Raw genomic sequence first — 25,303 nt, 5'->3', positions numbered from 1 at the left:
AAGAAAAAGAATATGAAATCCTTCTTTTAAACGAAACTATGCGTGCTAGTAATATAGAAAAATAATGTTATTATGAAACAGAGCAACTAACATTTTTAACAGATTGGATGAAGACAATGGAATTTGTAAACTCGATTTTTCAAACACTCCTTACAAGTGTGATCCAATTATTTTCTTTAATTGGAATCATCATTGTAATTGGATTTATATTAGGTTATTTAGAATCTCTCACACGAACGTATTGGTCGAGAGCTTTCGGAAGGAAAGGCTTTCTTTTGACTGCATGGATCGGTGTCCCTATTCATGAACTTGGACATGCAATTATGTGTCTATTATTTCGTCATAAAATTGTAGCAACGCAGTTCTTCCCGACAGATACAAGTCAGGGAGCTTTAGGTTACGTACAACATCAATACAATCAAAAAAGCATATATCAACGAATCGGGAATTTCTTTATCGGCATCGGTCCTATTATTTCTGGTATTACTGCCTTAATCCTTTTAATGCGCTATTTCGTACCAGAGTCATATTCTTTATTTAATACGACTCTTGAAACAACAATTGCATCGACTTCTATTAACTTAGACATGATCCAAAACATGTTTTTATCAACATTCTTTTTATTAAAAAGCTTGTTTACAATGAGCAATTTATTGACCCCTTCTTTTTGGTTATTTTTATTTATCGCTATTTGTATTTCCGCACATATCGCTTTAAGTAAACCAGATATTAAAGGATCCATAGACGGTGTTATCGTCATGTTTATCGTGTTATTTTTATTCAATATAATAGCGGGACTGTTTCAGTACGATAGTAACCAACTAATCGGTAAAATTATGAAATATAATATGTATCTCATTGCATTTTCTAGTGTGGCGCTTCTTTTCTCTGGTATTTCTACACTTGTGAGTTTTGGGTTTTATAAAATAAGAGGAGGGCGTTCATTGTGAACGCCCTCTTCTTATTAGTTATTTCTCTTATAATCACAATGCTCAACCGAAACACGAGCATGCCCTTCTTCATCCGTACACCATGACTGTGACTGAAAGGCAAGAAAAATACCAATCCACTCTTCCTTCTTCTCAAAGTAAATCAATATCCCACCGTCTTGCCATTTGCCATCATCACCTTGCCATTTCTCTACATTCCCTTGGTTCATATGAATATCATGTATACCATTTCCAGGTGTAAAGTGGAAATACGAATCCGGAACCTCTTCTTCTGGTCCCCACCTTTCACCAAACGCATAAATAGTCGCTTTTTCTTCTATTGCTCGTTTTATATAACGTTCTATTTTTTCATTTAAATCATTGTCAACTCCTACTTTTTCAGCAGGTAAAGGAATCATTTGTTTCGAATCAAATAACTTACCTCTTACGTAGTCTAAAGCTACTTTCGGCTCATTGTTTTTTACTTCTGTAAAACCAAACGGTAATGTCGGTAAAATATGAATCGCCTCTGATCGAATATCGTCGCTCGCAAAATATAAAACTTCTGACGGATAACTTTGCGATTTCACGTTAATTGCAATGCGATAATCTACTCCTGCTTCACCTTGTAAATGAACTTGATAATGAGGTGTTTTGCCTTTTCCAATCTTAGATTGTATAACTGTACCTTTTAATACACCGTAGTTTTTTAAGGGCATACCTTTCATCTCCTATTCATTTAGTAGAAGCTGTTCATACTTAAGCCATTATCCATATAAAAAGAAAATCCTCCTTTACCAGGAGGATTTTTTATTTTTCCCCGCATTAACGGGCAGTAAGACTCCCACCAAAAAATCTAACTGGAGCCTAACTGCCCATAAAAGCCCGATTGGTGAAGCTAATAATTAGTGGGGATGAAAAACACTCCCCACTAATTAAAGTTTCACTTTATCAACATATACCAAAAAATCACCTCTACGACTACAAGCAACACCGCACCAAAAATCATTAACGTCGTCTTCTTTAGTAGTTCGTTTTCACGATACGGAATATTACATAAATAAGCACCTAGTGTAATACGTGATGGGCAAGCAATTGTCGCTACTGATGATGCGGTATTTTGGAGTGTTGTGACGTATTGCCACGGGAGTGCTACGTTTTGCGCTGTTTGCATTTGGAGCTTAATAAACATCGCATTTGATCCTGCGTTACTACCTGTTAAAAAGCCACCGATTCCGCCGATAAACGGAGCTACGAAAACGAAAAAGGTGCCAAAGGTTTCACCAGCTGTTTTTGCGAGCAATGAATGCATACCAGATGCCCCCATTAGCTCTGAAATCGCAATAAACATTGTCGTTGTAATTGCGAATGGAATCCATTGTTTTATCGTTTGCGAGAGTGATTGTTTAATAATATTAGATGGAATGTGGAAGAAAATGATTGTAAATAAACAAGTCATGGCGAGCCAAAACCCTGGCGAATATAGTAGCTCTAGTTTGTAAGAATATGATTTTAAATCGAGAACTGCATATGACCTGAGTAGATCATGTAATGCTGGAACGAGGCGAGAAAGTAAAATACAAACCGTTAAAAAAATATAAGGGCTAATAATTTTTATAATGGATACTTCTCTCTCCGTAGCCGCCGCATGTTCTGTTAAAAGGTTTTGCTCATCTTTTCCTTTTAGTTTAATGATTAGAAAGCCAAATGTAATGGTAACGATAGAACTTAATATCCCTGCTAGTTCCACACTTACGTATGCGTTAGAAAGATAGATTCCTAGAGAAAATAATAGAAAGAAACCAACTCCCTCTTTCCACTTTTCTATAACCGCCTGAAATCCACCGACAACGTATAAGGAAAGGATGATGAAGTACGCAAAAATTGGAATGCTTAATAATGCTGTATTTGTACCAAGAGTCGTGAGTGGCATGTTAATAAGCTGAGAACCGATAATCGTACCCGTTGCCATCGCGCCCCATGAACTTGCAAGTAAACCGATAAACGAAAGTAGCACAGCTTGAAACGGTTTATAACCGAGAGAAAGAAAAATAGGTGCTGCGACCATAAAACCAATTCCGAACCCACTCACTGATTCAATAAGTGGACAAATACCAAAACACATAAGAAGCATTTGCAATAATCGATCGCGCGTGACTTGTTCTAGAAATCTCGCTACTTGATCGATGTATCCCATTTTGTTCATGAGGTGAAATAAAAAAATACCGAAAAACAAAACGTATCCAACAATAAAACAAATTAACCAACCTTTAATCGTTGCATGTACAGTTTCACTTATCCCTAACCGAAATGTTGGCGAGAGTAAAACAATTCCAACAGAAACGGCATAAGAAATTAATGAGGATCTTAATGACGTTTGTTTAAATAAAAATAAACAAATGAAAATCATCATAATCGGGATAAGTGCCAACAATATGGACATGTGATCATCTCATTTCGTTAAAAATACAATTTTTAACTATTATATAACAGATAACACGATTTTCAATTATTTTTAAAACAGATTAAAAAAAGAGCCAAACAGCTCTTTTTTTGGATCACTCCCATTTTCTTTTATCCTGAAAAACCGTCTGCTGTCCAATCATTTTTTCTAGTACAACAAACACAATATAAGCACATATTACTTGCAATACAATATTCCCAAGTTTTATTAATTCAAATGAATGGATCCATTGGAATAATTCATTTAATAATACAATCGAAACGATACTAAATAGTTCTATACTAACCGAAAATATACATACTTCGAAAATAGATTGCTCTTGTATTCGATTTAAGTTGGAAAAGATGAATAAATATCCTAGAAATAGAGCCAATAATTCTATTTTTGTCATGCTAATTAGCCAAGCGTATAGTGGTACGGTTAAAAGAAGATATAATAGTTTCCGTCTTAGCATGCCTTCTCACCTCTAATTTATAAGTGTTTTCTGTATATTTTAACACTTTTCACATAAAAGAAACAGAAGAGACTTATGCCTCTTCTGTTTCTTTTACTGCATGTATTAACTCACAAATTTCTTCTCGCTTTTCATTTTCTAACAGCTCAATGACTTTACTTCCAACGACAACACCGTCACATATTGTAATCATTTCTTCAATTTGCTCTCGTGTTGAAATACCGAATCCTGCGACTACTGGTAAGTGGACGTGTGCTTTTACTTTTTCTAAGTAACTACGAATCTCATCTTTAAAGTTTTGACGTACTCCCGTTACGCCCGCTACTGTAACGGCGTAGACGAATCCTTGTGATTCACTCGTAATTTTTTCGATTCGTTCAATAGGGCTCGTTACGGTAACGAGTGGAATTAAAGCGATATTCGCCACGCGAAGGAGCGGTGCAATAATGTCTTGTTCTTCATACGGTAAGTCTGGAACGATAATACCGTCCACCCCTGCTTCAAGACAGCTCTCAATGAAACGTTCCTTTCCGAATGCGAGTACTGGATTTAAATATGTCATAAGTACAAATGGAATTTGAACTTCTTGCCTCACCTCTATTAATGCTTGAAAAATACCTTTCAATGTTACACCACTATCTAATGCTCTTTTTCCTGCCCTTTGAATAGTTGGACCGTCTGCGACTGGATCTGAGAACGGAATACCGATTTCAACGATACTTGCTCCTGCTTCATCAAGAAAACGAATTCTTTCTTTTAACTTTTCAAGTCCACCATCTCCGCCCATTACATACGGAATAAATGCTTTCTTGCCATTTTCAAACGCTGCTTTAATTTTTTCTACTCCCATTTTTTACACCTCTTCCATATAACGTTTTATACTCTCTACATCTTTATCACCACGGCCGGATAAACAAATAACAAGTCCTTCGTCTTTCTTCATTTGCGGCGCTAGTTTTAAAGCGTATGCAACAGCATGTGAACTTTCTAATGCCGGGATAATCCCTTCTTTTTTCGTTAATAATTGAAATGCTTCTAACGCTTCTTCATCTGTAATGGAATGATAAGAAACGCGGCCAATATCTTTTAGCAAGCTATGTTCTGGCCCAACACCTGGGTAATCCAGCCCTGCCGAAATAGAGTGTGCTTCTTGAATTTGCCCTTCTTCATTTTGCAGAAGGTACATCATCGATCCGTGTAAAACACCGACACTTCCTTTCGTTAAAGTGGCTGCGTGCTTTTCTGTGTGAACACCTTTTCCAGCTGCTTCAACACCGTAAAGAGCAACTTCTTCATCGTGTACGAACGGATAAAACATTCCCATTGCATTACTACCACCGCCAATACAAGCAACGACTGCTTCTGGTAATTTTCCTTCTAACGCTTCGTATTGCTTTTTCGTTTCTTTCCCAATTACACTTTGGAAATCACGAACAATTTGCGGGAATGGATGTGGCCCGAGAACTGATCCCATAATGTAGTGCGTATCGTGTACATGTGAAACCCAGTAACGAAGCGCCTCGTTTACCGCATCTTTCAACGTGCCGCTACCTGCCGCAACGCTTTCTACTTTTGCTCCGAGTAATTCCATTCGAAACACGTTTAATTTTTGTCGTCTCACATCTTCTTCTCCCATGAAGATGACGCATTCTAAACCGAAAAGTGCACATACAGTAGCTGTTGCAACTCCGTGTTGTCCTGCTCCTGTTTCAGCGACAACTTTCTTCTTACCCATTCTTACCGCAAGAAGTGCCTGACCGATTGTATTGTTAATTTTATGAGCTCCCGTATGGTTCAAATCTTCACGCTTTAAATAAATCTTTGCTCCGCCGCAATACTTCGTCATATTTTCAGCGAAATAAAGCGGTGTTTCTCTTCCAACATACGTTTGTAAATAATGATTTAATTCCTTTTGAAACGCTTCATCTTGCATCGCTTCTTTATACGCTTCTTCTAGTTCTAGTACGGATTGCATTAACGTTTCTGGAACGTATCGTCCTCCGTATATACCGTAATGACCTTTTTCATCTGGATATGCATAGTTCATTTGGAACACTCCTTCGCTTTTTTAATAAATTGTTTTATTTTCTCCAAATCTTTCTTTCCTTCTGTCTCTACCCCGCTACTCACATCGACCATATATGGCTGAACGGTTTGAATGGCTTCTTCTATATTAATGACGTTTAATCCGCCAGCTAATATCGTTTTCTCTCGCAACTCGTTTGGCATATGCTCAAGTAATTCCCATGAGAATGTCCTTCCATTTCCTCCGTAAAACTTTTCTTTCGGGCTATCAAATAACAGATAATCTGTTTCGTATTTTTTCGCATGTTCAATATCTTTCTCTAAAGCTACTCCTAACGCTTTTATAGACGGAATATTCAATCTCCTGATTTGATGGTTGTCTTCATCCCCATGCAATTGCACATGCGTTAACCCGCACTCCTCTGCAATTTTCTGGATCACTTCTACCGATTCATTTACGAAAACACCGACCTTGAAAACGTGGGCTGGAATTTCCCCAATAATTTCTTTCGCTTGCCCTGGAGTGATTTGGCGTTTACTTTCTGCAAAAACGAATCCGATTGCATCTGCGCCATATTCACACGCACTTTTCGCTGTTTCCATATCAGTGATGCCGCAAATCTTCACTTTCATATGCTCACCTTACAGTCTTCAAAAAAGGTACTGATAGAAGATGATATCATAAGCGCTTCTCCGACTAATACGCCTTTGGCACCAGCTCGTTTGACTCTGATGATATCTTCTTTTGAATGAATACCACTTTCACTAATCCAAAGCAGATTTTCCTCATTCAGTCGTTTTCCGAGTTTTTCAGTTTGGCTTAAATCTACTTCAAACGTTTTTAAATTACGGTTATTAATTCCGATAACGTGCGGATTTAATCGGGTTGCAATTTCTAATTCCTGTTCATCATGAACTTCAACAATCGCTTCTAATCCCATTTCTAGTACGTAGTTATAAAGCTCTTTTAATTTCTCTTTTGACAATGCTGCAACGATTAATAAAATAAGATCTGCACCAGCTTCATAAGCTCTATCAATTTGAATCTTATCAATTATAAAATCTTTACATAAAAGCGGAATGTTACTTTCTGTTCTTGCAGTTTGTAAGTCGTGAAACGATCCTTTAAAAAATTGACCGTCTGTTAAAACAGAAACCGCTCCAGCGCCGCATTCTTCATATGTTTTTACTTGTTTTGGTACATCAACGTGTAAGTTTATATCGCCTTTTGATGGAGACGCTCGCTTTACCTCTGCGATTACAGTAAATTGCTCTAAAGCTTTTACAAGTGAGTGTGTTTTCCTTTTTTCTTTCACTGGTGAATATGTTTCATATAACTCCGCAACTTCTACTTTCTTTTGCTCTACAATTTTGTCTAAAATCGTCCCCATTTTAATTCACCCTTTCTAACTTTTCATGGCTTGCTGTAATTAATAAGTTTAATTTTTCTAATGCTTTTCCGGAGTCAATGCTATGCGTTGCTAGTTTAATTCCTTCTTCAATCGTTTCCGCTTTTCCGTTTGCGAAAAGAGCAAGCCCTGCATTTAGTAAAACGGTATCGCGGTATACACTTTTTTCTCCGCTCAATACTCCGAGCGTAATTTTTGCGTTTTCTTTTGAATTTCCGCCTCTAATTTCCTCATTTTTCACTCTTGAAAAACCGTAGTTTTCTGGTGCAATACTCATTTCAATTATTTCATTGTCTTTTAAAATAGCGACGCAGTTTTCTCCTTGTAATGATGCTTCATCTAAAAATCCACTTCCGTTTACGACGAGCGCTTGTTTTCTGCCTAGTTTCTGCAATACTTCCGCTACCGGCAATAACATATCTCGTTTATAAATACCGACAAATTGTGTTTCTAAATTAACCGGATTCGTCAACGGTCCAATTAAGTTAAAGATCGTCGGAACGTTTAATTCTTTTCTTATTTTCATAATGCGTCTTAATGCTGGATGCATCGCTGGTGCGAATAAGAAGGCAATCCCTACATTTTCTAATAAGTAGTCAATCTCACCTGGCGTACAACTAATGTTTACACCGAGTTCTTCTAATAAATCAGCACTTCCTGTTTTACTAGAAACAGCGCGGTTTCCATGTTTCGCAACCTTTACACCAGCTCCGGCAAGTACAAATGCCGATGTTGTACTAATATTGAATGTTTGCGCACCGTCACCACCCGTTCCGCAATTGTCCATCGCGCCTTTTATATGATTTGAAAACGGTAATGCCTTTTCGCGAAGAGCACGAACGAGACCGTATATTTCTTCTGCTGTTTCGCCTTTCGCTTTCAGCAATACTAAGAAAGCTGCAACTTCACTTTCCAATATGTTGTCACTTAATAAAAGAAGTCCCGCTTCATACATTTCCTCTTCTGTTAAATGTTGTCCCTCTACTAACTTTCGAAGATAACTGTTCATACTCTCTCCTCCTCTTTCACTTCTGCCAAAAAAGCACGTATTAACTTTCCGCCTTCTTCTGTTGCAATTGATTCTGGGTGAAACTGTAATCCGAAGAGCGGATAATAGTTGTGACGAACTGCCATGATTTCTCCGTCATCCATCGCTGTCGCGAGTATGTCAAAACACTGCGGCAAACCATTTTGCGCTGCGACGAGTGAATGGTAACGCATCGCTGTTAGCGGCTGCGTAACGTACGAAAAGATTGACGTTCCGTTATGTTTCACACGCGATGTTTTTCCGTGTTTAATGTGCTCTGCTCTAACAATTTCTCCTCCAAATGCGGATATGATTGCTTGATGGCCAAGGCAAATTCCTAAGATGGGAACGTTCTTATAAAAGTGACGAATAACATCGATACAAATTCCAGCATCTTCTGGTTTTCCAGGTCCTGGTGATAGCACAATTCCTTTCGGCTTCATCTCCTCTAATTGTTCAATTGTTATTTGATCATTTCTTACTACAACAATTTCTTCCTCGTACTCGCCTAATAGTTGATACAAGTTATATGTGAAGGAATCATAATTATCGATCAGTACAATCATTTCATAACCTCCAAAAGCGCTCTCGCTTTATTTAATGTTTCTTCATATTCAGCTACAGGGTCTGAATCGTAGACGATACCCGCTCCTGCCTGAACGTACGCTTTCTCATCTTTTACAACCATCGTTCGAATTGCTAGCGCCATATCAAGATTTCCTGAGAATGAAATATATCCAACTGCTCCGGCGTATACATTTCTTTTTTCATGCTCTAACGTATTAATAATTTCCATCGCCCTTATTTTCGGAGCGCCTGATACTGTGCCGGCTGGTAAACAATACGCTAATGCATCAAATCCACTCATCCGTTTTTGCAATGTTCCGTAAACTTTAGATACAATGTGCATAACGTGAGAGTATTTCTCTACTTTCATATATTTATCTATCGTCACAGAGCCAATTTCACTTACTCTGCCAATATCATTTCGGCCTAGATCCACAAGCATCATATGCTCCGCCCGCTCTTTCTCATTTCCTAACAGTTCTTTTTCGATTTCCTCATCTTCCTGCTTCGTTTTCCCTCTCGGTCTCGTGCCGGCAATTGGATTTGTCATTACCTTATCATCTCTTACTGATAGTAAACTTTCTGGCGAAGAGCCCAGTACAACATAATCTTGAAAATCGATATAGAACATATATGGTGATGGATTCGCAATTCGAAGTTTCCTGTATAATGCGAACGGATCTCCTTTACACTCACTTTTTAATCGCTGGGATAATACAACTTGAAAAATATCTCCGGCCCGAATGTATTCTTTCGCTGTTTCCACCATTTCACAAAATTCTTTTTCCGTTACTGAAGAAGTGAATGCTAAAGATGATATTACTTCACTCACCTTCTCTTCTTCTACGTTTAGCACTTCCTCTTTGTATTGTTGCAATCTCTCGTATACTTCCTCATAAGAAGCTGATTCATCTTCCTTGCATACATATACAAACGATAGTTTTTGGCGTAAATGATCGTAAACGATAAACTCGCGATACAGTAAAAGGTGTACTTCTGGAATATTTAATGGATCATGTAAGTCTACTCCTATATTTTCATACTGCCGAATTACGTCGTAGCCGATATATCCAACTGCTCCCCCGCAAAACGGGAATGGACTCTCTACTTGCGCTGGTGCGATTACCTCTTCTAACACTTGCAGTACGTTACCTTGCAGCTTTTCTGTTTGGCTGTAAATCGTTCGTTCCACTTCCGTACCAACACTTTTCACTTCACCATACGGATTACATCCTAAGCAAGAATAGCGTCCTTTATCTTGATGAAGCTGTGAGCTTTCTAGTAAAAACTTCTTCTTCCCTTTCATACGTCTATATAAAGAAATTGGCGTAATGCTATCTCCTTCTTCTTCAGCGATTACTAAAAATGTTTTTCCTTGTTCTTTTTGCTTCATAAATTCTTCTTTCGTCATCATGCCTTTCACCTCACTCTGAAAAATAAAAAAGTCCCCTACATATCGAAATATGTAGAGGACGATAAATTTACCGTGGTACCACCTCAGGTTGGATGCAAAAGCATCCCGCTTTATTCAGGTACAAAATATATACCTTATCCTTGTAACGGCGGAACCCGGGTTGCCTACTGAATAAAATTGTTCAGCATACCTCTCGTAAGCCCATTCCGTATATGGCACCGTACCGGGCTCCCACCTGCCCCCGGCTCTCTGTAACGTCTCCAAATATACGTACTCTTCTTACTTAAACGATTTAACTTATTTAATTTTTATAGGGCGTTCAACAATTTTTTGTACACAAAAAGGGAGTACTCATCCTATAGAAAGGACGGGTACTCCCGTGGTGCCACCTTAATTCGTTACGAATGTAACGCACTTTGCCGTATCAAAAAATAATACGTGTCTCTTGTATCGATGAGATCATGTCGCCAAAGCCTACTTCTTTCGTTTCGGTTTGGAAGCTCCGAAGCCCATTCCACATCAATCCCATACTGATTCGCACCAACCATCAGCTCTCTGACATGTTCATCATGTGTACTCTTCTTCATCAACGCTTGCATTTTTTTAAGTTGCACTCATTATATTCCTCATGTTTCTAATAAGTCAATACTTTTTCCGAAAAAAATATTATTTCTTCGTTCGATATTATATTGACAAAACAACCTGTTTTTATGTAAAAATAATAAATACTCTATTAAAATTAAGGTTTTTTGCCAGAAAGTTATATATCCCAAAAGTAAAAAGATGTCAAAAAACGCTTAAATTTCAGAAAATTCTTATTTGCGCATGGATTTTTCTGAATAATCATGATAGATTATAAATATGCAAAATGCATCAAAAGACATGACAAAAGGAAGGGGAACTACATGAGTACGCAGATGTTAACTTTAACTTCTATCTCTATTTACATGCTCGGGATGTTAGTAATCGGCTATTTCGCCTACAAACGAACGTCCAACTTAACAGATTATATGCTTGGCGGGCGTACACTAGGCCCCGCAGTAACAGCATTAAGTGCTGGAGCATCCGATATGAGTGGTTGGCTTTTAATGGGATTACCCGGTGCAATGTTTAGCGTTGGATTAAGTAGTAGTTGGATTGCGATCGGCCTAACACTAGGCGCATACGCAAACTGGCTTTATGTCGCTCCTCGCTTACGTACCTACTCTGAAATTGCAAATAATTCTATTACTATCCCAGAATTTTTGGAACACCGCTTCCACGACAAATCTCACATGCTACGCTTAGTATCCGGACTTGTTATTATGATTTTCTTTACTTTCTATGTAGCTTCAGGACTAGTTTCAGGCGCTGTATTATTTGAAAATTCATTTGGTATGAACTATCATGTTGGATTATTCATTGTAGCAGGCGTTGTTGTAGCTTACACATTATTTGGTGGTTTCTTAGCTGTAAGTTGGACAGACTTCGTGCAAGGAATCATTATGGTAGTTGCTCTTATTCTTGTTCCTATCGTAACAATTATGAATGCAAACGGACTTGGACCTGCATTTGATACAATTCGATCTGTAGATCCAACACGTTTAGATATTTTTAAAGGTGCCTCCACTTTAGGAATTGTTTCCTTATTCGCATGGGGCCTTGGTTATGTTGGACAACCTCATATTATCGTACGCTTTATGGCAATTTCTTCTGTAAAAGAACTTAAAAGCGCACGAAGAATTGGTATGAGCTGGATGATTTTCTCTGTTGTCGGAGCTATGTTTACTGGTCTTATCGGTATTGCCTACTATTCACAACAAGATTTGACATTATCTAACCCAGAGACAATTTTCCTTGAGCTTGGAAAAATTTTATTCCATCCACTTATTACTGGATTTTTATTAGCAGCGATTTTAGCAGCTATTATGAGTACAATCTCATCTCAGCTTCTCGTTACTTCAAGTGCTGTAACAGAAGACTTATATCATACATTCTTTAAACGTTCTGCTTCTGATAAAGAGCTTGTATTTGTCGGTCGTATGGCTGTTCTTGGTATCGCCTTAGTTGGGTGCGCATTAGCGTTTAAACAAAATGATACGATTTTAGCTCTTGTTGGATACGCTTGGGCTGGATTTGGTTCTTCATTCGGACCAGCTATTTTATTAAGTCTATATTGGAAACGTATGACGAAATGGGGCGCGCTTGCTGGTATGATTTCTGGTGCCGCGACTGTTATTATATGGACTCAATTTAAATTCTTAACAAACTTCTTATATGAAATGATTCCTGGTTTCACAATTAGTTTACTAGCAATCATAATCGTTAGTTTACTAACACAACCTTCAAAAGAAGTTGAAGAGCAATTTGAGGATTTCGAAAAACAACATAGTCATAGTCTATAAAAAAGCTTTGCTGTTATCGTAACAGCAGAGCTTTTTTTACTACAGTTCGACAATATTCTTCTCAAATTTAACAATTTCTTTATGTTTCGTTAAATTTACTATAACATTCTTCCTTTATATTATTAGTATCGACACCTATACAGAAAGGGGACTCCACCAATGTTAGCAGCTTTCCAGCAAAAACATATAAGAAAATTTTCACCCATCACAAATACTTCTGCTTCTTGTTTAAACATTCAACCTAATCCGCCCAAAATTTCAATTGCTCCTTCTGTTATTTCAGTTATCGGTGTTCATATGGGAAAAAATAAGTTAAAAATAAAAACTGGGCAAAGTACTGAGTTATCAGCTTCCGTTTTGCCAATGCAAGCGACGAACCAAGAGCTTATTTGGACAAATATGAATTCTGATGTCATCACAATCTATCCAAAAGGTGATACGGTAACGATTACTGGAAAAAGTGCAGGAAGAGCAGTCGTAATTGTCACAACTGCTGAAGGAAAATTCCGCGACTTATGTGTCGTTCACGTACAACCTTATATGACAAATCCAAAGTGATATAAAGAGAGTGGATATGAATCCACTCTCTTAATTTATTTCAATTCCAGGATTTTTTCTTTTTAACAACAAAATAAATTCTTCTTTATTTCTTGGAGAAATAAGTTCTGTTTCATATGATCCGTATAGAATTTCAAATCGATCGAATGATAGTGCATGAGCTGCGATTGGATTTTTCGTATCTGAAATTCGCTTTATATCCCTTATAAGAATACGTTTTTTAACGAAACCAGATCTAATAGTAATCTCTTCTTCCCCTACAATATATTTTGTTGAAAACCAACTCCAACTAAACAGTATGGCTAATGGAATTGTAAAAAATAAGAGAAAGTATTCTCTCCCTGCAAATATTGGAGCAAAACAGGCACCTATAACGATTATAAAGACCAGATATAACCATGCATCTTTTTTTGATGGAAATTCCATTACGCTCCCTCCTCTCTTGATTTAAGTTAATGAATTCCCCTCCTTCTCTTATTAAAATAAAAGTAATATTGAAATAGGAGGACGACATATGAATGAACGAAAGTTTGCCTTATTTGCTGGTACTTCTCTTCTTATTATGGCATTCGCTGCATTTTTTTCTTACGGTTTTGTTCACGGAAATCTCGTTGTACAAGGAGATGCGAGCACGACACTCCATAATATTCAAACTTCAAGTTCACTTTTCAAAGCAGAAATTTTCGGATGGATTATCATTTTTATTACGGATATTATCGCCTCGTGGGCTCTTTATTTCTTTCTAAAACCTATCCATGCTAGCTTCTCATTACTGGCTGCCTGTCTTCGTCTTATGTATACAGCTATACTTGGGATTGCTATATTCAATTTAACATTTGTATTACTTCTTTCAAAAAGTACAGTTGCTAATTCAGAAGCATATACAATGTTATTTCTAGAAGCTTTTGAATACATTTGGTCTGTAGGATTAGTCATTTTCGGCTTACATCTTCTCGTTTTAGGATATGTAACTTTTCTATCTAGACAAATACCGAAATTTATTAGTGTACTACTATTCATCGCTGCTATCGGTTATATCGTAATTCACGTCATGAATACGATGTTTTCACAATATGATGCGATTATCTCCATTCTTAACGTTGTCTTTCAACTACCGATGATCGCAGGTGAACTAGGATTTAGTATATGGCTATTGCTTAGAGGTGGAAAAAACTCTACTGTTTGAGTCGTTTCTTAATTCTGCTTAATGATTCTGGCGTAATACCTAGATAACTTGCCAATTGATATTGAGGAACACGATGAATTAAATGCGGGCGTTTTTGTAATAATGATTTGTAGCGCTCTTCTGGTGTCGATGCAATAAATAATGTAAGTTCTTCTTGTACTTCACCAAAATTGTATTCAATCATTTGGCGCGTCATTTCTTCTAACTGTGAATATTTCTTATACATGTCCTTTTCACTATACAGATCGCCAACTACTACTATACAGTCTTCTAAACACGTTAACGTATGCGGGGATGATTTATCTTGTTTATGATGATTGAAATTTGCGATTGCTTGTTCTTCTGTATAAAAATTTGATGTAACCTCTCTCCCTGCTTCATCTATACAGTGCTGCCTCACGCATCCTTTTAATACAAAATAACATTTAGACGGAACATCTCCTTGTCTTAGGAGCACTGTTCCTTTTTTATATTCTTCAATTTGTAATTCACTGAGGATCAGTTGCTGCTCTTCTTCACTTAATGTTGTAAAACTCTTCATATATTTCTTTAATATCTCTTCCATTTCTCTCCCCCTTCCTCACTTAAATTTCTATAAAACAAAAAGAGAAGTATCACAACTTCTCTTTTCTCCCCTAACATTATAATTCCTGTGTATACACCGGTTTGTTTACTACATTTTTTGCTGTTCGCTTTTGTTGCTGTAGTAAGAAAACAGATACACCAAACAATACGAGCATGCTACCGATAATTTGCATTGCGTTTAATTTTTCTCCAAGTAAGAAGAACGCTAGTATAGATGCCCCAACTGGTTCTCCTAGAATACTCATTGAAATTGTTGTTGCATTTACGTAGTTTAATAACCAATTATTAATGACGTGTGACACTGTCGGTACAATCGCAAGTAAAAGAAAAATACTCCAATCCCACTTCGTATAGCCTGTAAATGGCACTTGAAGTATAACGTTATAAATCGCTATAAATATACCAGCGAAGGCAAATACAGTGAAACTATAAATCCAATGCGATACTTTCTTTACTGTCGTTTGTCCGATAAATAAATAACCGACAACTGCTATTACACTTAAAAAGGATAATATATCCCCATAAATTGCTTGCTCACTTAGCCCTAAATCTCCCCAGCCAATACACATTACGCCTAGTATCGCAATTCCCATCGTCGCAATTGCTGAATAGGTTGTTCTTTCTTTAAATAGAAAAAAACCTCCAACTAAAGATACGATAGGTTGCAACGCTAAAATAATCGTCGAACTTGCTACTGTCGTATGCTTTAAGGATTCAAACCATAAAAGAAAATGAAGTGCTAAAAAGAAACCAGATCCAATTAAAAATCCCCAATCTTTTATTTGAATCTTACTAAACTCTTCCCGTTTTTTCCAAACGATAGGCAGCATAATAAGTACGATAATCCATAATCGATACATACTTAAAATTGAAGATGGTGCTGAGGACATCTTTACAAAAACAGCTGCGAATGAAATGGCTATAATGGAAATTGCTAATGGTAGTGCGATTGATCTTTCTTGTTTCAAATCCTGTCTCCCCTCTCACCTGTAAAAAATCCCACTTCATTATATCCGTTTTCTTTCATAACTTAAATACTAATTTTTTAGATTCTTCGTACCATTATGGTAAAATAGAAATTAAGGCACCTATTAGTGATTATTTCTTTCCTTTTCACTACAAGCGTCGCTCTTACAATCATTACAGTAAATTTTTATTTAGGGGGATCTACATGAATCAAACAATAGGGAGAATTGAAGAAATTTCATTTTTTAGTACATCACTTCAAGAGGAACTTACACTTCTTGTTTATTTACCAGTAAATTACACACCTCTTCATAAGCATACGGTTGTTATTGCACAAGATGGTAGAGATTATTTTCAGCTTGGTAAAGCGCACCGTGTAATTGAGCGTCTTCGTGAAACTGAAGAAATCGACCGTACAATTATTGTCGGTATTCCATATAAAAATGTACACGATCGTAAGGAAAAATATTTCCCGAGCGATGTAAAGAATGCTGCTTACATTCGTTTCCTTGCTCATGAGCTTGCTCCATATATTGATGAAAATTATCCAACGTATCAAATGGGTAAAGGACGCGTTTTAATTGGAGATTCTCTTGGCGGTACAGTTTCCTTTATGACTGCACTTATGTATCCGCATACATTCGGTAAAGTTGTTATGCAGTCACCATTTGTTGATGAAACAGTGATGAACTTAGCAAGAGACTTTAAAAATCCGGGGGCGTTAGAACTTTATCACGTCATTGGGACAGAAGAAACAGCTGTCAAGCGCACAGATGGACAAGTATCTGATTTCGTAGAACCGAACCGTGAGCTAAATACTCTTCTTACAGATAGAAATTTCATCACGCATTATGAAGAGTTTGAAGGGAATCACACATGGAAATATTGGCAAACAGATTTACCGAAAGCATTTTCTCATATTCTATCAATGAAATAATAGAGAGCGATATTCAGAATAATTTGATATAATAGATAAAGAGATTTATTCTCAAAATCTAACTAGACTTGCAAAGGGAGGAATTGGAACATGAAATTAGGAATTGTAATTTTCCCATCAAAAATGATTCAAGATAAAGCAAACGGATTGCGTAAACGTTATGATCCACATTACGCATTAGTTCCGCCACATATTACATTGAAAACACCCTTTGAAACGCAAGATGAACAATTAGAATCGATTGTGAATGAGTTACATACAATCGCAAACAAAACGAACCCTTTCACCCTTCATGTTGGAAAAGTTGGTTCATTCGCACCTGTTAATAATGTTCTTTATTTTAAAGTAGAAAAAACACCTGAACTTACTTTTTTAAATGAAGAAATGCATAATGGATTCTTTACACAAGAGCGCGAGTACTCTTTCGTACCTCATTTAACAATCGGTCAAAGCCTGTCAGATGCAGAGCACGCTGATGTATTAGGTCGATTACGTATGAAAGATTTCTATTATGAGCAACCAATCGATCGTTTCCACCTTCTATATCAATTAGAAAACGGAACATGGACTGTACATGAAACATTCCACCTTGGAAAGGGGAGCAACTAATTTGCACGCACAAATCGTACAAACAGACGAGCAGCTAAGTGATGCATTCTCTGTACGTAAACAGGTTTTTGTAGAAGAACAACGTGTTTCTTCTGAAGAAGAATATGATGAATTTGAAGATACTTCGGTGCACGTTGTTGTATATGACAATGACATTCCAGTCGGTGCGGGCCGCTTTCGCATTGTTGATGGAGTTGGAAAAATGGAACGCATTTGCGTACTGGCCTCCCATCGCAAAAAGGGTATTGGCAAAATCATTATGGATGCACTTGAAGCGCATGCAAAAGAGGAGTCTCTACCGAAATTGAAACTCCATGCTCAAACACATGCTGAAGTTTTCTATAAAAAGCTAGGATACGTGACGGCTTCTGATGTATTTATGGAAGCAAATATCCCGCACGTCGTAATGATAAAAGAATTGTAATTTTGTAGCAGGAGGTAGCCCCTCCTGTTTTTTACATTGCTATTTTCTTTTTCTTCCGCTAAAGTTAAATGTTGATGCTATAGTTTTGAAGGTGAATATATGACACAAGAAAAATTTTCACAAAAACCGTTAACACACGCTGGCATTCCGCAAGCGACGTATCATATTCCGAAAACATCTACCCATTTAATTATGGAAGAAGATGCAGATGCGGCGTATTTCCGCGCTTTAGAACAGCAAGGTGTTTATTTAAATGAAAAACAGTTAGAAGCAGTGCAAACGACAGAAGGACCTGTCCTTACACTAGCTGGTGCTGGAAGTGGTAAAACATCTGTTTTAACAACTCGCGTTGGTTATTTAGTTAATGTAAAACATGTTCATCCACGAAATATTTTGCTGCTGACGTTTACACAAAAAGCAGCTGAAGAAATTCGAAGCCGTGTAGCGAATTTACCTGGTATGAATCATGCCGCAAGTAGCTATGTCGTTGCTGGTACATTCCACTCTGTCTTTTTAAAATTGCTTCGTAGTCAAGGATATAATCAGCAAATTTTAGCAAATGAAAAACATAAACAAATTATGATAAAGAAAATTTTGAAAGAATTACGCTTAAAAGACGCTTATGATGCCGAAACGATACTCGCTATGATTTCACTTGAGAAAAACAAATTGAATCGTCCGAAAGATGTAAAAGCGAAAACACCGGTTGAACAAGAGTTCAAAGAAGTATACGAACGTTTCGAAGAGGTAAAACAACGGTACAATTATATCGATTTTGACGACATCTTATTAGAAATGTATTATCTGTTAGAAAATAACGCTCCCCTGCTTACTCAATTACAAGAGCGTTTTCATTACATTGAAGTAGATGAGTTTCAAGATACGTCGTATGCACAATATGAAATTGTAAAATTGTTAGCCACGCCAAGAAATAATTTATTTATCGCAGGTGATGACGATCAAGCGATTTACGGCTGGCGAGGGGCAAGTCACCAAATTATTTTATCTTTTCCAAAGGAATTTGATAATACAACGATTATCGCACTTAATACGAATTATCGATCTAATCCATTTATCGTCGGACTTGGAAATGAAGTTATTAAGCTCAATCAAGAACGTTTTGATAAAGAGCTATATTCTGTTCGTAACGATGGCATGCAGCCCTTTTATGCACGACCTGCGACAACTCTTGATGAAGCAAATCAAATTTTGCAACTCATTCAGGAAAAAGTAGATAGTGGTGAACGAAATTATAAAGATTTTTGTTTATTATATCGTACACATTCTGTAAGCCGTTCTTTACTTGATCAGCTTACAATTCATAAGATTCCATTTATTAAACATGGAGCGAGCCAATCGTTCTACGAGCATTCTTTAATTAGGCCCGTATTAGATCACTTACGACTCGTGCTAGAACCGTTCCGCCTCGAATCACTTTCAAATATATTACCAACAATGTATATTGGCCGTGATGAGTGCATTTCATTTATTGAACGTGAACAATGGAAATATGGTGAGGGCCGTTTCCCTTCTCTTCTTCATTTTCTATTACTAAACCCAAGCTTGAAACCTTTTCAAGTTAAAAAAGTAAATGAACGAATCGATTTTATTAAGTTTATAAAAGAACTTGAACCGAAAAAAGCATTGAAAGAAATTATTCATGGTAAAGGAAAGTATTTAGAGTACTTACAAAGTAATGATCGTTCTTCCTTTACGATGCATAAGGACATACAAGAAGAGATGTTAGAAGAATTAATGGAATCAGCAACTCGCTTTACGGATATTTCAGCTTACTTACAATTTATTAATGAGGCCATTCAAGGTCAAAAAGAAATGGAAGCATTAAAAACAATGCCGCAAAAAGATGCCGTATCGCTTATGTCGATTCATAACGCGAAAGGCCTTGAGTTTCCATGCGTCTTCTTACTCGGTGCAAGCGATGGCATACTGCCGCATACTTCTTCTTTAAAAGATGCCAATGACCGTGTGACGGAGACTTCTGAAGCATTAGAAGAAGAACGACGATTACTCTATGTCGCAATTACGCGTGCTAAAGAAGAACTTTACATTTCCTCCCCGCAATTTTTCAGAGGAAAGAAACTAGATATATCTCGTTTTTTATATACTACGCGAAAAGATTTACCTGAAAAGACATCCGCTAAATAAGGATGTCTTTTTTCCATATCACGATATGTACATCCCCTCTATATAAATTCCCTGTTTCTATCCTGAGAATTAACGTAATATCAACCATATCCCGTTCATATTGTAATAGTGTATGTCAGAACTCACGATAAGGAGTGAACATAATGAGCTGCAATTGTAATGAAGATCATCATCACCATGATTGTGATTTCAACTGTGTATCTAATGTCGTTCGTTTTATACATGAACTACAAGAATGTGCAACCACAACATGTGGATCGGGTTGCGAAGTTCCATTTTTAGGAGCACATAACAGCGCATCAGTAGCGAATACACGTCCTTTTATTTTATACACAAAAGATGGAACACTTTTTGAAGCATTCGCGCCTTCAGGAAGCCTTACTAGTTGTACCTCTCCTATTTTCCGAGTTGAAAGCATAGATGATGATGGCTGTGCTGTATTACGTGTACTAACCGTAACTATAGGCGGCGATCCTATATCACCTGGCGATAATCCAATTTGCACGTTTTTAAATGTTCCAACTGCAACTTTAAGGGGAACGAATTCTTGTATTACTGTTGATTTAAGCTGTTTCTGCGCTATTCAATGCTTACGTGATGTTACGATTTAAAACTGAATAATGATTTAAGCATGGATTGGGTGGCAGAAATTTCTGTCACCCAATCCATGCTTAAAAGGTACTAATATATTTTTTATAAAATTAGGAACTTGTCTAGAACAAAGAACTTATCCCTTTCATTGAATAAAAGTAGAAGAAATAAAGGAGTGAAAAACATGCTCTCTTCTGATAAATATAAATTTAATAAAATTGATTGCAACGCAAAAGCCGTTAGTACATTGCCAGCTTTCGGCTTTGCATTCAACGCTCTCGCCCCTCAATTCGCTTCATTATTCACACCACTATTATTACCTAGTACAAGTTCAAATCCAGATCTCACTGTTCCAGTAATAAATGATACAGTAAGTGTAGGAAATGGCATTAAAATCCAAAGAACTGGTATTTATCAAATCAGCTATACATTATCAATAAACTTTAATGATCCTAATTTTATACCATCAGCGGCTCGTTTTTTCTTATCATTAAATACGCCGCAGAATGTTATTCCTGGATCTGGTACAGCAGTACGCTCTAACGTTATTGGTACTGGTGAAGTAGAAGTTTCCAGTGGTACTGTTCTCATTAACTTAAACCCTGGTAATTTCATTCAAATCGTACCGGTTGAATTAGAAGGTATTGTAGATATTCGCGCTGCTGCATTAACAGTCGTACAAATTGATTAACTAAAAGTGGTATTTCTTATTTGAGATACCACTTTTAATTATTAAATGAAAAACACTCACATTAACATGAGTGTTTCATTCTTCATATTGTTTTATTGTATTTTTCTTCTTGCCACAATTACATCCCTTTTTCTTCACAAAGCCTTGTTGCTGTAATTGTTCTTGATATGCCTGTTGTTGTTCTTGTTGCTGTTGCTGTAGGTAGTACCACTGCTGAAGGTCATATGAATTTGGCCTTGGATTATTGCTCACAGCAAACATCTCCTCTACTCTCAATTCTGTCTATTTACTATATGAACAACTCCTTATTTCCGTTCCCTCATCCTTTTAAACTCCGCTTTCTCTAACATGAAAATTTATTATTCTTCCATAAAATATCCTGTAATTGTTTCAATAATTGCTGCTGCTCCTGCAATAGCTAATACTGCTAGTAATGGCTCTGCAACAATTTGAATCCAATTATATAAGACTAATAAAAAAGCACTAACCCATACACCTGTACACCAATAACAACTTAATAATTCTCCAATCCACTTTCTTAATCCGTTACCTTTCACTTTTGTAAAAGTCGATACGCTTCCATCTGGCTCTGTAATCTCTAACTCATCAATAAACGGCCTTCGCAAAAAGCCAGTAATTTTATCATAAACGATAAGGCGTGTTAATCGAAAAGCAGCTAGTGCGAAAATAAAAAATAAAAGCCAACTTGTAAATAGCATACTTTCACCTTCCCTTACCTTCTTTAGCCTATTTAAAAAAAAAGCGCTTTAGAGTGTGACCGATTCCCCTTTTCTCCAATATCTTATTAATGTAAATACAAACAAGAAGATAAGGAGTGACATTAATGAGTTGTAACGAAAATAAACACCATAGCTCTTCTCATTGCGTAGCTGATGTTGTAAAATTTATCAATGAATTACAAGATTGTTCTACTACAACATGCGGATCTGGTTGCGAAATTCCATTTTTAGGAGCACACAGCAGTTCATCAGTAGCAAATACACGTCCTTTTATTTTATACAAAAAAAATGGAGAAGTTTTTGAAGCATTTGCACCATCAGGAAGTCTTACTAGCTGTACATCTCCGATTTTCCGTGTCGAGAGCGTAGATGATGATAGCTGTGCTGTATTACGTGTATTAACTGTAACTATCGGCGGAGATCCTGTTCCACCTGGTGACAATCCAATTTGTACGTTTTTAAATGTACCAAGTTCAACTTTACGCGGTACAAATACTTGTATTACCGTTGACTTAAGCTGTTTCTGTGCTATTCAGTGCTTACGTGATGTTACTATTTAATAAGTAAACTAAAAAACTATTGGGGTGGTAGAATCTATCTACCACCTTTACATAATTTAAAAAACAGCCATATCAATTGATTTTATCTCTTCTATAGATACTCGAATATCTCTCATACTATTTGGCGGCATAATTGATACAACACCATTTCGATACGAAATAATGGATCCTACATATGAGACTGTCGCTGTTTTTATTCTACATCTTACTTTCGGAATGTAATGAGGGCGGTTTAATAAGAAATGAATTTTTTCTTCATTGTTCATATCTTTAAATGCTTTATTATGTGGTACTGTCGTCACCTGCTTTCGTTGTTCTCCAACTTCTATTTGTTCCACTTCCTCTTGTTTCTCTTTGTTCACAATTTCTTTTTGTTCTACCACTTTCTCAACTTCTTTTTGTATTACCATTTCTTCCACCGCACTACTTATACTGGATTGCTCTCTATCACCTTGTTCCTGCCTATTATCATTTTCAAAGTTTGTAAGGAGAATTCTTTTTATTTTCAGTGTATCAAGTTCTAAATTTACTTGCGTTATATATAGCAACGGTTTTCCAACTGTTGAGCCTTTATTTTTATTCTCCACACTCGTCCCTCCCACTTCCATAAAGTGAATCTTTCATCAACGAGGAATTTTTCCCTATTTAATTATTAATTGAACAAATTAGGCTAACGTCCACCAAGACTCTTTACACTTACTAAATCTAAAGGGAAAAGCCTGATTATCCTCTACTGTTGAATAAATCGTGTACTCTTATAGTTATATTCATCCTAACGCAATAACTTTCGTTAAAATTCTTTCTTTCTCTAAAACATCAAAAGGGCAGTCTCACTATATAGAGACTGCCCTTAAAAAGTTATAATCGATATCATATTTATCCTAAAATATGATATCCTGAATCAACATGAATATTCTCACCTGTTACTCCGCGTGCTAAATCACTGAATAAGAATACTGCTGTATCCCCAACTTCTTCTGGAGTTGTTGTGCGGCGAAGTGGTGCGCGCTCCTCGATTTCTCTTAAGATTGAGTTAAAATCGCCTACACCTTTCGCAGATAACGTACGAATTGGTCCTGCAGAAATAGCGTTAACGCGAATGCCATGTTGTCCTAAATCATTCGCTAAATATTTCACGCTAGCTTCTAATGAAGCTTTCGCAACACCCATAACGTTATAGTTTTTCACAACACGCTCGCCGCCAAGGTATGTTAACGTTAAAATATTTCCGCCTTCTGTCATTACTTTCTTCGCTTCTCTTGCTACAGCTGTTAAAGAGAATGCACTAATATTTTGTGCAAGTAAAAATCCATCGCGAGAAGTATCTACAAATTCGCCTTTTAAATCGTCACGATTTGCAAAAGCAATACAATGTGCTACACCATGAATTGTACCAACTTCTTGCTTAATCGTTTCAAAGCAAGCTGTAAGTTCTTCATCATTCGTTACGTCACAAGGTAATACAAGTGATTCTTGCCCTTCTAATGTATCCGCTAATTCACGAACGTTTCTTTCTAAACGTTCTCCTGCAAATGTGAATATTAATTTTGCACCTGCATTATGCAAAGAGCGAGCAATTCCCCATGCAATACTTCTTTGGTTCGCAACGCCCATAACAACAAATGTTTTCCCTTGTAATAGTTTCATGATATATCCTCCCAGAAATACTTATACTTGTTATTAGTACCTGATACTATAATAATAGTACCATAAAACCTCTTAAAGGCAAACAAAAAAGTCATTAACTTAAATTCGTTAATGACTTTTTGTTTCTATAAAAAACCGCTCTAATCCTTCTTCCCAAGAAGGCATTTCTAAAAAACCATTTAATCGCAGCATGTTATGTTGAAAGATAGAATATTTCGGTCTCGCTGCCGCCGATCCGAATTCTTCGGTTGAAACAGGTAATACATTCACTTTCATATTTGCATATGAAAATATTTTTTGAGCAAATTCAAACCAAGAACATGAGCCTCTATTTGATACGTGATACGTACCGTATAAAGAAGTATGAATGAGCTTATTAATAATCATATTTAAATCCGCCACATACGTAGGAGAGCCTATTTGATCCGCTACAACAGATATTTCTTCTCTTTCTTTTCCTAATCGCATCATCGTTTTCACAAAATTATTTCCATACTTACCATATAGCCACGATGTACGAACGATAAAATATTTATTATGTAGCTCTTTAACGAACTGCTCCCCCGCAAACTTAGAGGCCCCGTATATATTTATCGGCGCTGGATTATGAAATTCATCATATCCATCCGGTCTGTCCCCTTGAAATACATAATCGGTACTAATATAAACTAACTTAGCCCCTACTAATTGTGAAGCAACCGCTACATTTCGAGCTCCTATCGCATTTATTAAATAAGCAAGATCTTGTTCTTTCTCAGCATGATCAACCTTCGTATACGCTGCACAATGAATGATTATATGTGGTCTTATTTCTTGTACCACTTGCTGAATTCGGGATATATTTGTTACATCTAGTAACTTTTTATCAAATGGATATATATCATATTCTTCAGGATTTAATTCTTCTTGTAGTTGTTTTCCTAATTGACCATTTGCTCCTGTTATGATAACCCGCTCTTTCATTTACATG

29 protein-coding genes and 2 other annotated features are annotated in these 25,303 nt (G+C 36.7%); of the genes, 11 read left to right on the top strand and 18 right to left on the bottom strand.

The genetic code is table 11. The annotated features are described in order from the left end of the window. Positions 1-116: 116 nt before the first annotated feature. Positions 117-950, top strand: a complete 834-nt coding sequence (locus EXW56_RS06290; protein ID WP_215597318.1) for a hypothetical protein — start codon at positions 117-119, stop codon at positions 948-950. Between the two features lie 14 nt (positions 951-964). Here EXW56_RS06290 and EXW56_RS06285 read toward each other — a convergent pair whose 3' ends face one another. From EXW56_RS06285 to trpE, 10 genes are all read right to left on the bottom strand, one after another. Beyond that, the gene (locus tag EXW56_RS06285; RefSeq protein ID WP_215597317.1) at positions 965-1,648 is read right to left on the bottom strand and encodes a DUF2278 family protein; all 684 of its coding nucleotides are present in this window, start codon (positions 1,646-1,648) and stop codon (positions 965-967) included. Positions 1,649-1,872: 224 nt separating this feature from the next. Beyond that, a complete protein-coding gene (locus EXW56_RS06280) occupies positions 1,873-3,372 on the bottom strand; it encodes an L-lactate permease (protein ID WP_215597316.1) in 1,500 nt (499 codons plus the stop codon). Positions 3,373-3,487: 115 nt separating this feature from the next. Next, complete coding sequence (locus tag EXW56_RS06275; RefSeq protein WP_215558161.1) at positions 3,488-3,847, bottom strand: DUF4029 domain-containing protein; 360 nt, start codon at positions 3,845-3,847, stop codon at positions 3,488-3,490. Between the two features lie 73 nt (positions 3,848-3,920). Then, the gene (trpA, locus tag EXW56_RS06270; protein WP_215597315.1) at positions 3,921-4,697 is read right to left on the bottom strand and encodes a tryptophan synthase subunit alpha; all 777 of its coding nucleotides are present in this window, start codon (positions 4,695-4,697) and stop codon (positions 3,921-3,923) included. A 3-nt stretch (positions 4,698-4,700) separates the two neighbouring features. Continuing rightward, a complete protein-coding gene (gene trpB / locus EXW56_RS06265) occupies positions 4,701-5,894 on the bottom strand; it encodes a tryptophan synthase subunit beta (RefSeq protein ID WP_002140871.1) in 1,194 nt (397 codons plus the stop codon). Then, positions 5,891-6,505, bottom strand: a complete 615-nt coding sequence (locus EXW56_RS06260; protein ID WP_002158845.1) for a phosphoribosylanthranilate isomerase — start codon at positions 6,503-6,505, stop codon at positions 5,891-5,893. Before EXW56_RS06260 ends, trpB begins: the two co-directional genes overlap by 4 nt. Continuing rightward, positions 6,502-7,263 (bottom strand): indole-3-glycerol phosphate synthase TrpC, encoded by a 762-nt coding sequence (gene trpC / locus EXW56_RS06255; protein ID WP_215597314.1) that lies wholly within the window; start codon positions 7,261-7,263, stop codon positions 6,502-6,504. Before trpC ends, EXW56_RS06260 begins: the two co-directional genes overlap by 4 nt. A 1-nt stretch (position 7,264) precedes the next feature. Further along, complete coding sequence (gene trpD / locus EXW56_RS06250; RefSeq protein WP_002201345.1) at positions 7,265-8,290, bottom strand: anthranilate phosphoribosyltransferase; 1,026 nt, start codon at positions 8,288-8,290, stop codon at positions 7,265-7,267. Next, complete coding sequence (locus tag EXW56_RS06245; RefSeq protein ID WP_002201346.1) at positions 8,287-8,874, bottom strand: aminodeoxychorismate/anthranilate synthase component II; 588 nt, start codon at positions 8,872-8,874, stop codon at positions 8,287-8,289. Before EXW56_RS06245 ends, trpD begins: the two co-directional genes overlap by 4 nt. Continuing rightward, entirely contained in the window at positions 8,871-10,289 is a 1,419-nt protein-coding gene (trpE, locus tag EXW56_RS06240; protein WP_215597313.1) for an anthranilate synthase component I, read from the bottom strand. Before trpE ends, EXW56_RS06245 begins: the two co-directional genes overlap by 4 nt. A gap of 51 nt (positions 10,290-10,340) precedes the next feature. Then, positions 10,341-10,586, bottom strand: a binding site (T-box leader). 63 nt (positions 10,587-10,649) lie between these two features. Then, positions 10,650-10,888 (bottom strand) — a binding site (T-box leader). 306 nt (positions 10,889-11,194) lie between these two features. Between trpE and putP the strand changes: the two genes are divergently transcribed. Further along, a complete protein-coding gene (putP, locus tag EXW56_RS06235; protein ID WP_002158851.1) occupies positions 11,195-12,673 on the top strand; it encodes a sodium/proline symporter PutP in 1,479 nt (492 codons plus the stop codon). 159 nt (positions 12,674-12,832) lie between these two features. Further along, positions 12,833-13,231, top strand: a complete 399-nt coding sequence (locus EXW56_RS06230; RefSeq protein ID WP_002202749.1) for an Ig-like domain-containing protein — start codon at positions 12,833-12,835, stop codon at positions 13,229-13,231. A gap of 30 nt (positions 13,232-13,261) precedes the next feature. On the opposite strand, the gene EXW56_RS06225 is transcribed toward EXW56_RS06230, so the two are convergent. Continuing rightward, the gene (locus EXW56_RS06225) at positions 13,262-13,657 is read right to left on the bottom strand and encodes a PH domain-containing protein (RefSeq protein WP_199659814.1); all 396 of its coding nucleotides are present in this window, start codon (positions 13,655-13,657) and stop codon (positions 13,262-13,264) included. Positions 13,658-13,745: 88 nt separating this feature from the next. Here EXW56_RS06225 and EXW56_RS06220 point away from each other — a divergent pair, with 88 nt between their 5' ends. Next, positions 13,746-14,417 (top strand): DUF4386 domain-containing protein, encoded by a 672-nt coding sequence (locus tag EXW56_RS06220; RefSeq protein WP_215597312.1) that lies wholly within the window; start codon positions 13,746-13,748, stop codon positions 14,415-14,417. Here the strand turns inward: EXW56_RS06220 and EXW56_RS06215 are convergent. Both EXW56_RS06215 and EXW56_RS06210 read right to left on the bottom strand, forming a co-directional pair. Then, entirely contained in the window at positions 14,407-14,982 is a 576-nt protein-coding gene (locus EXW56_RS06215) for a Crp/Fnr family transcriptional regulator (protein WP_002158855.1), read from the bottom strand. The two genes, EXW56_RS06220 and EXW56_RS06215, sit on opposite strands and share 11 nt — an antisense overlap. A gap of 76 nt (positions 14,983-15,058) precedes the next feature. Continuing rightward, entirely contained in the window at positions 15,059-15,970 is a 912-nt protein-coding gene (locus EXW56_RS06210) for a DMT family transporter (RefSeq protein WP_002158858.1), read from the bottom strand. Positions 15,971-16,173: 203 nt separating this feature from the next. Between EXW56_RS06210 and EXW56_RS06205 the strand changes: the two genes are divergently transcribed. The 6 genes from EXW56_RS06205 to exsF all read left to right on the top strand — a co-directional run bounded on the left by EXW56_RS06205 (position 16,174) and on the right by exsF (position 21,386). Next, positions 16,174-16,905: an alpha/beta hydrolase gene (locus EXW56_RS06205; protein ID WP_002201351.1), complete on the top strand. Its 732-nt coding sequence runs from the start codon at positions 16,174-16,176 to the stop codon at positions 16,903-16,905. A gap of 90 nt (positions 16,906-16,995) precedes the next feature. Continuing rightward, complete coding sequence (locus EXW56_RS06200) at positions 16,996-17,514, top strand: YjcG family protein (protein WP_002201352.1); 519 nt, start codon at positions 16,996-16,998, stop codon at positions 17,512-17,514. A 1-nt stretch (position 17,515) separates the two neighbouring features. Then, the gene (locus tag EXW56_RS06195; RefSeq protein ID WP_215558154.1) at positions 17,516-17,938 is read left to right on the top strand and encodes a GNAT family N-acetyltransferase; all 423 of its coding nucleotides are present in this window, start codon (positions 17,516-17,518) and stop codon (positions 17,936-17,938) included. Between the two features lie 99 nt (positions 17,939-18,037). Continuing rightward, positions 18,038-20,104, top strand: a complete 2,067-nt coding sequence (locus EXW56_RS06190; protein ID WP_002201354.1) for an ATP-dependent helicase — start codon at positions 18,038-18,040, stop codon at positions 20,102-20,104. A gap of 143 nt (positions 20,105-20,247) precedes the next feature. Further along, positions 20,248-20,715, top strand: a complete 468-nt coding sequence (locus tag EXW56_RS06185; RefSeq protein WP_078180030.1) for a CotY/CotZ family spore coat protein — start codon at positions 20,248-20,250, stop codon at positions 20,713-20,715. Positions 20,716-20,879: 164 nt separating this feature from the next. Further along, positions 20,880-21,386, top strand: a complete 507-nt coding sequence (gene exsF / locus EXW56_RS06180) for an exosporium protein ExsF (protein WP_002202756.1) — start codon at positions 20,880-20,882, stop codon at positions 21,384-21,386. Between the two features lie 75 nt (positions 21,387-21,461). On the opposite strand, the gene EXW56_RS06175 is transcribed toward exsF, so the two are convergent. After that, positions 21,462-21,647: a hypothetical protein gene (locus EXW56_RS06175; RefSeq protein WP_033710628.1), complete on the bottom strand. Its 186-nt coding sequence runs from the start codon at positions 21,645-21,647 to the stop codon at positions 21,462-21,464. Between the two features lie 98 nt (positions 21,648-21,745). Then, positions 21,746-22,105, bottom strand: a complete 360-nt coding sequence (locus EXW56_RS06170) for a DUF1360 domain-containing protein (protein WP_002201358.1) — start codon at positions 22,103-22,105, stop codon at positions 21,746-21,748. A gap of 125 nt (positions 22,106-22,230) precedes the next feature. Here EXW56_RS06170 and EXW56_RS06165 point away from each other — a divergent pair, with 125 nt between their 5' ends. After that, positions 22,231-22,686: a CotY/CotZ family spore coat protein gene (locus tag EXW56_RS06165; protein ID WP_002201359.1), complete on the top strand. Its 456-nt coding sequence runs from the start codon at positions 22,231-22,233 to the stop codon at positions 22,684-22,686. A 56-nt stretch (positions 22,687-22,742) separates the two neighbouring features. On the opposite strand, the gene EXW56_RS06160 is transcribed toward EXW56_RS06165, so the two are convergent. The 3 genes from EXW56_RS06160 to rfbD all read right to left on the bottom strand — a co-directional run bounded on the left by EXW56_RS06160 (position 22,743) and on the right by rfbD (position 25,296). After that, entirely contained in the window at positions 22,743-23,294 is a 552-nt protein-coding gene (locus EXW56_RS06160; RefSeq protein WP_080013736.1) for a CotO family spore coat protein, read from the bottom strand. Positions 23,295-23,562: 268 nt separating this feature from the next. Further along, the gene (gene fabI, locus EXW56_RS06155) at positions 23,563-24,333 is read right to left on the bottom strand and encodes an enoyl-ACP reductase FabI (protein ID WP_215597311.1); all 771 of its coding nucleotides are present in this window, start codon (positions 24,331-24,333) and stop codon (positions 23,563-23,565) included. 108 nt (positions 24,334-24,441) lie between these two features. Continuing rightward, positions 24,442-25,296, bottom strand: a complete 855-nt coding sequence (gene rfbD / locus EXW56_RS06150; protein ID WP_215597310.1) for a dTDP-4-dehydrorhamnose reductase — start codon at positions 25,294-25,296, stop codon at positions 24,442-24,444. Between the last annotated feature and the right edge of the window lie 7 nt (positions 25,297-25,303).

Source organism: Bacillus mycoides (assembly GCF_018742245.1).
Classification (GTDB): domain Bacteria; phylum Bacillota; class Bacilli; order Bacillales; family Bacillaceae_G; genus Bacillus_A; species Bacillus_A cereus_U.
Note: the sequence above shows the minus strand (reverse complement) of the source record. Positions and strands in the feature narration are given on the sequence as shown.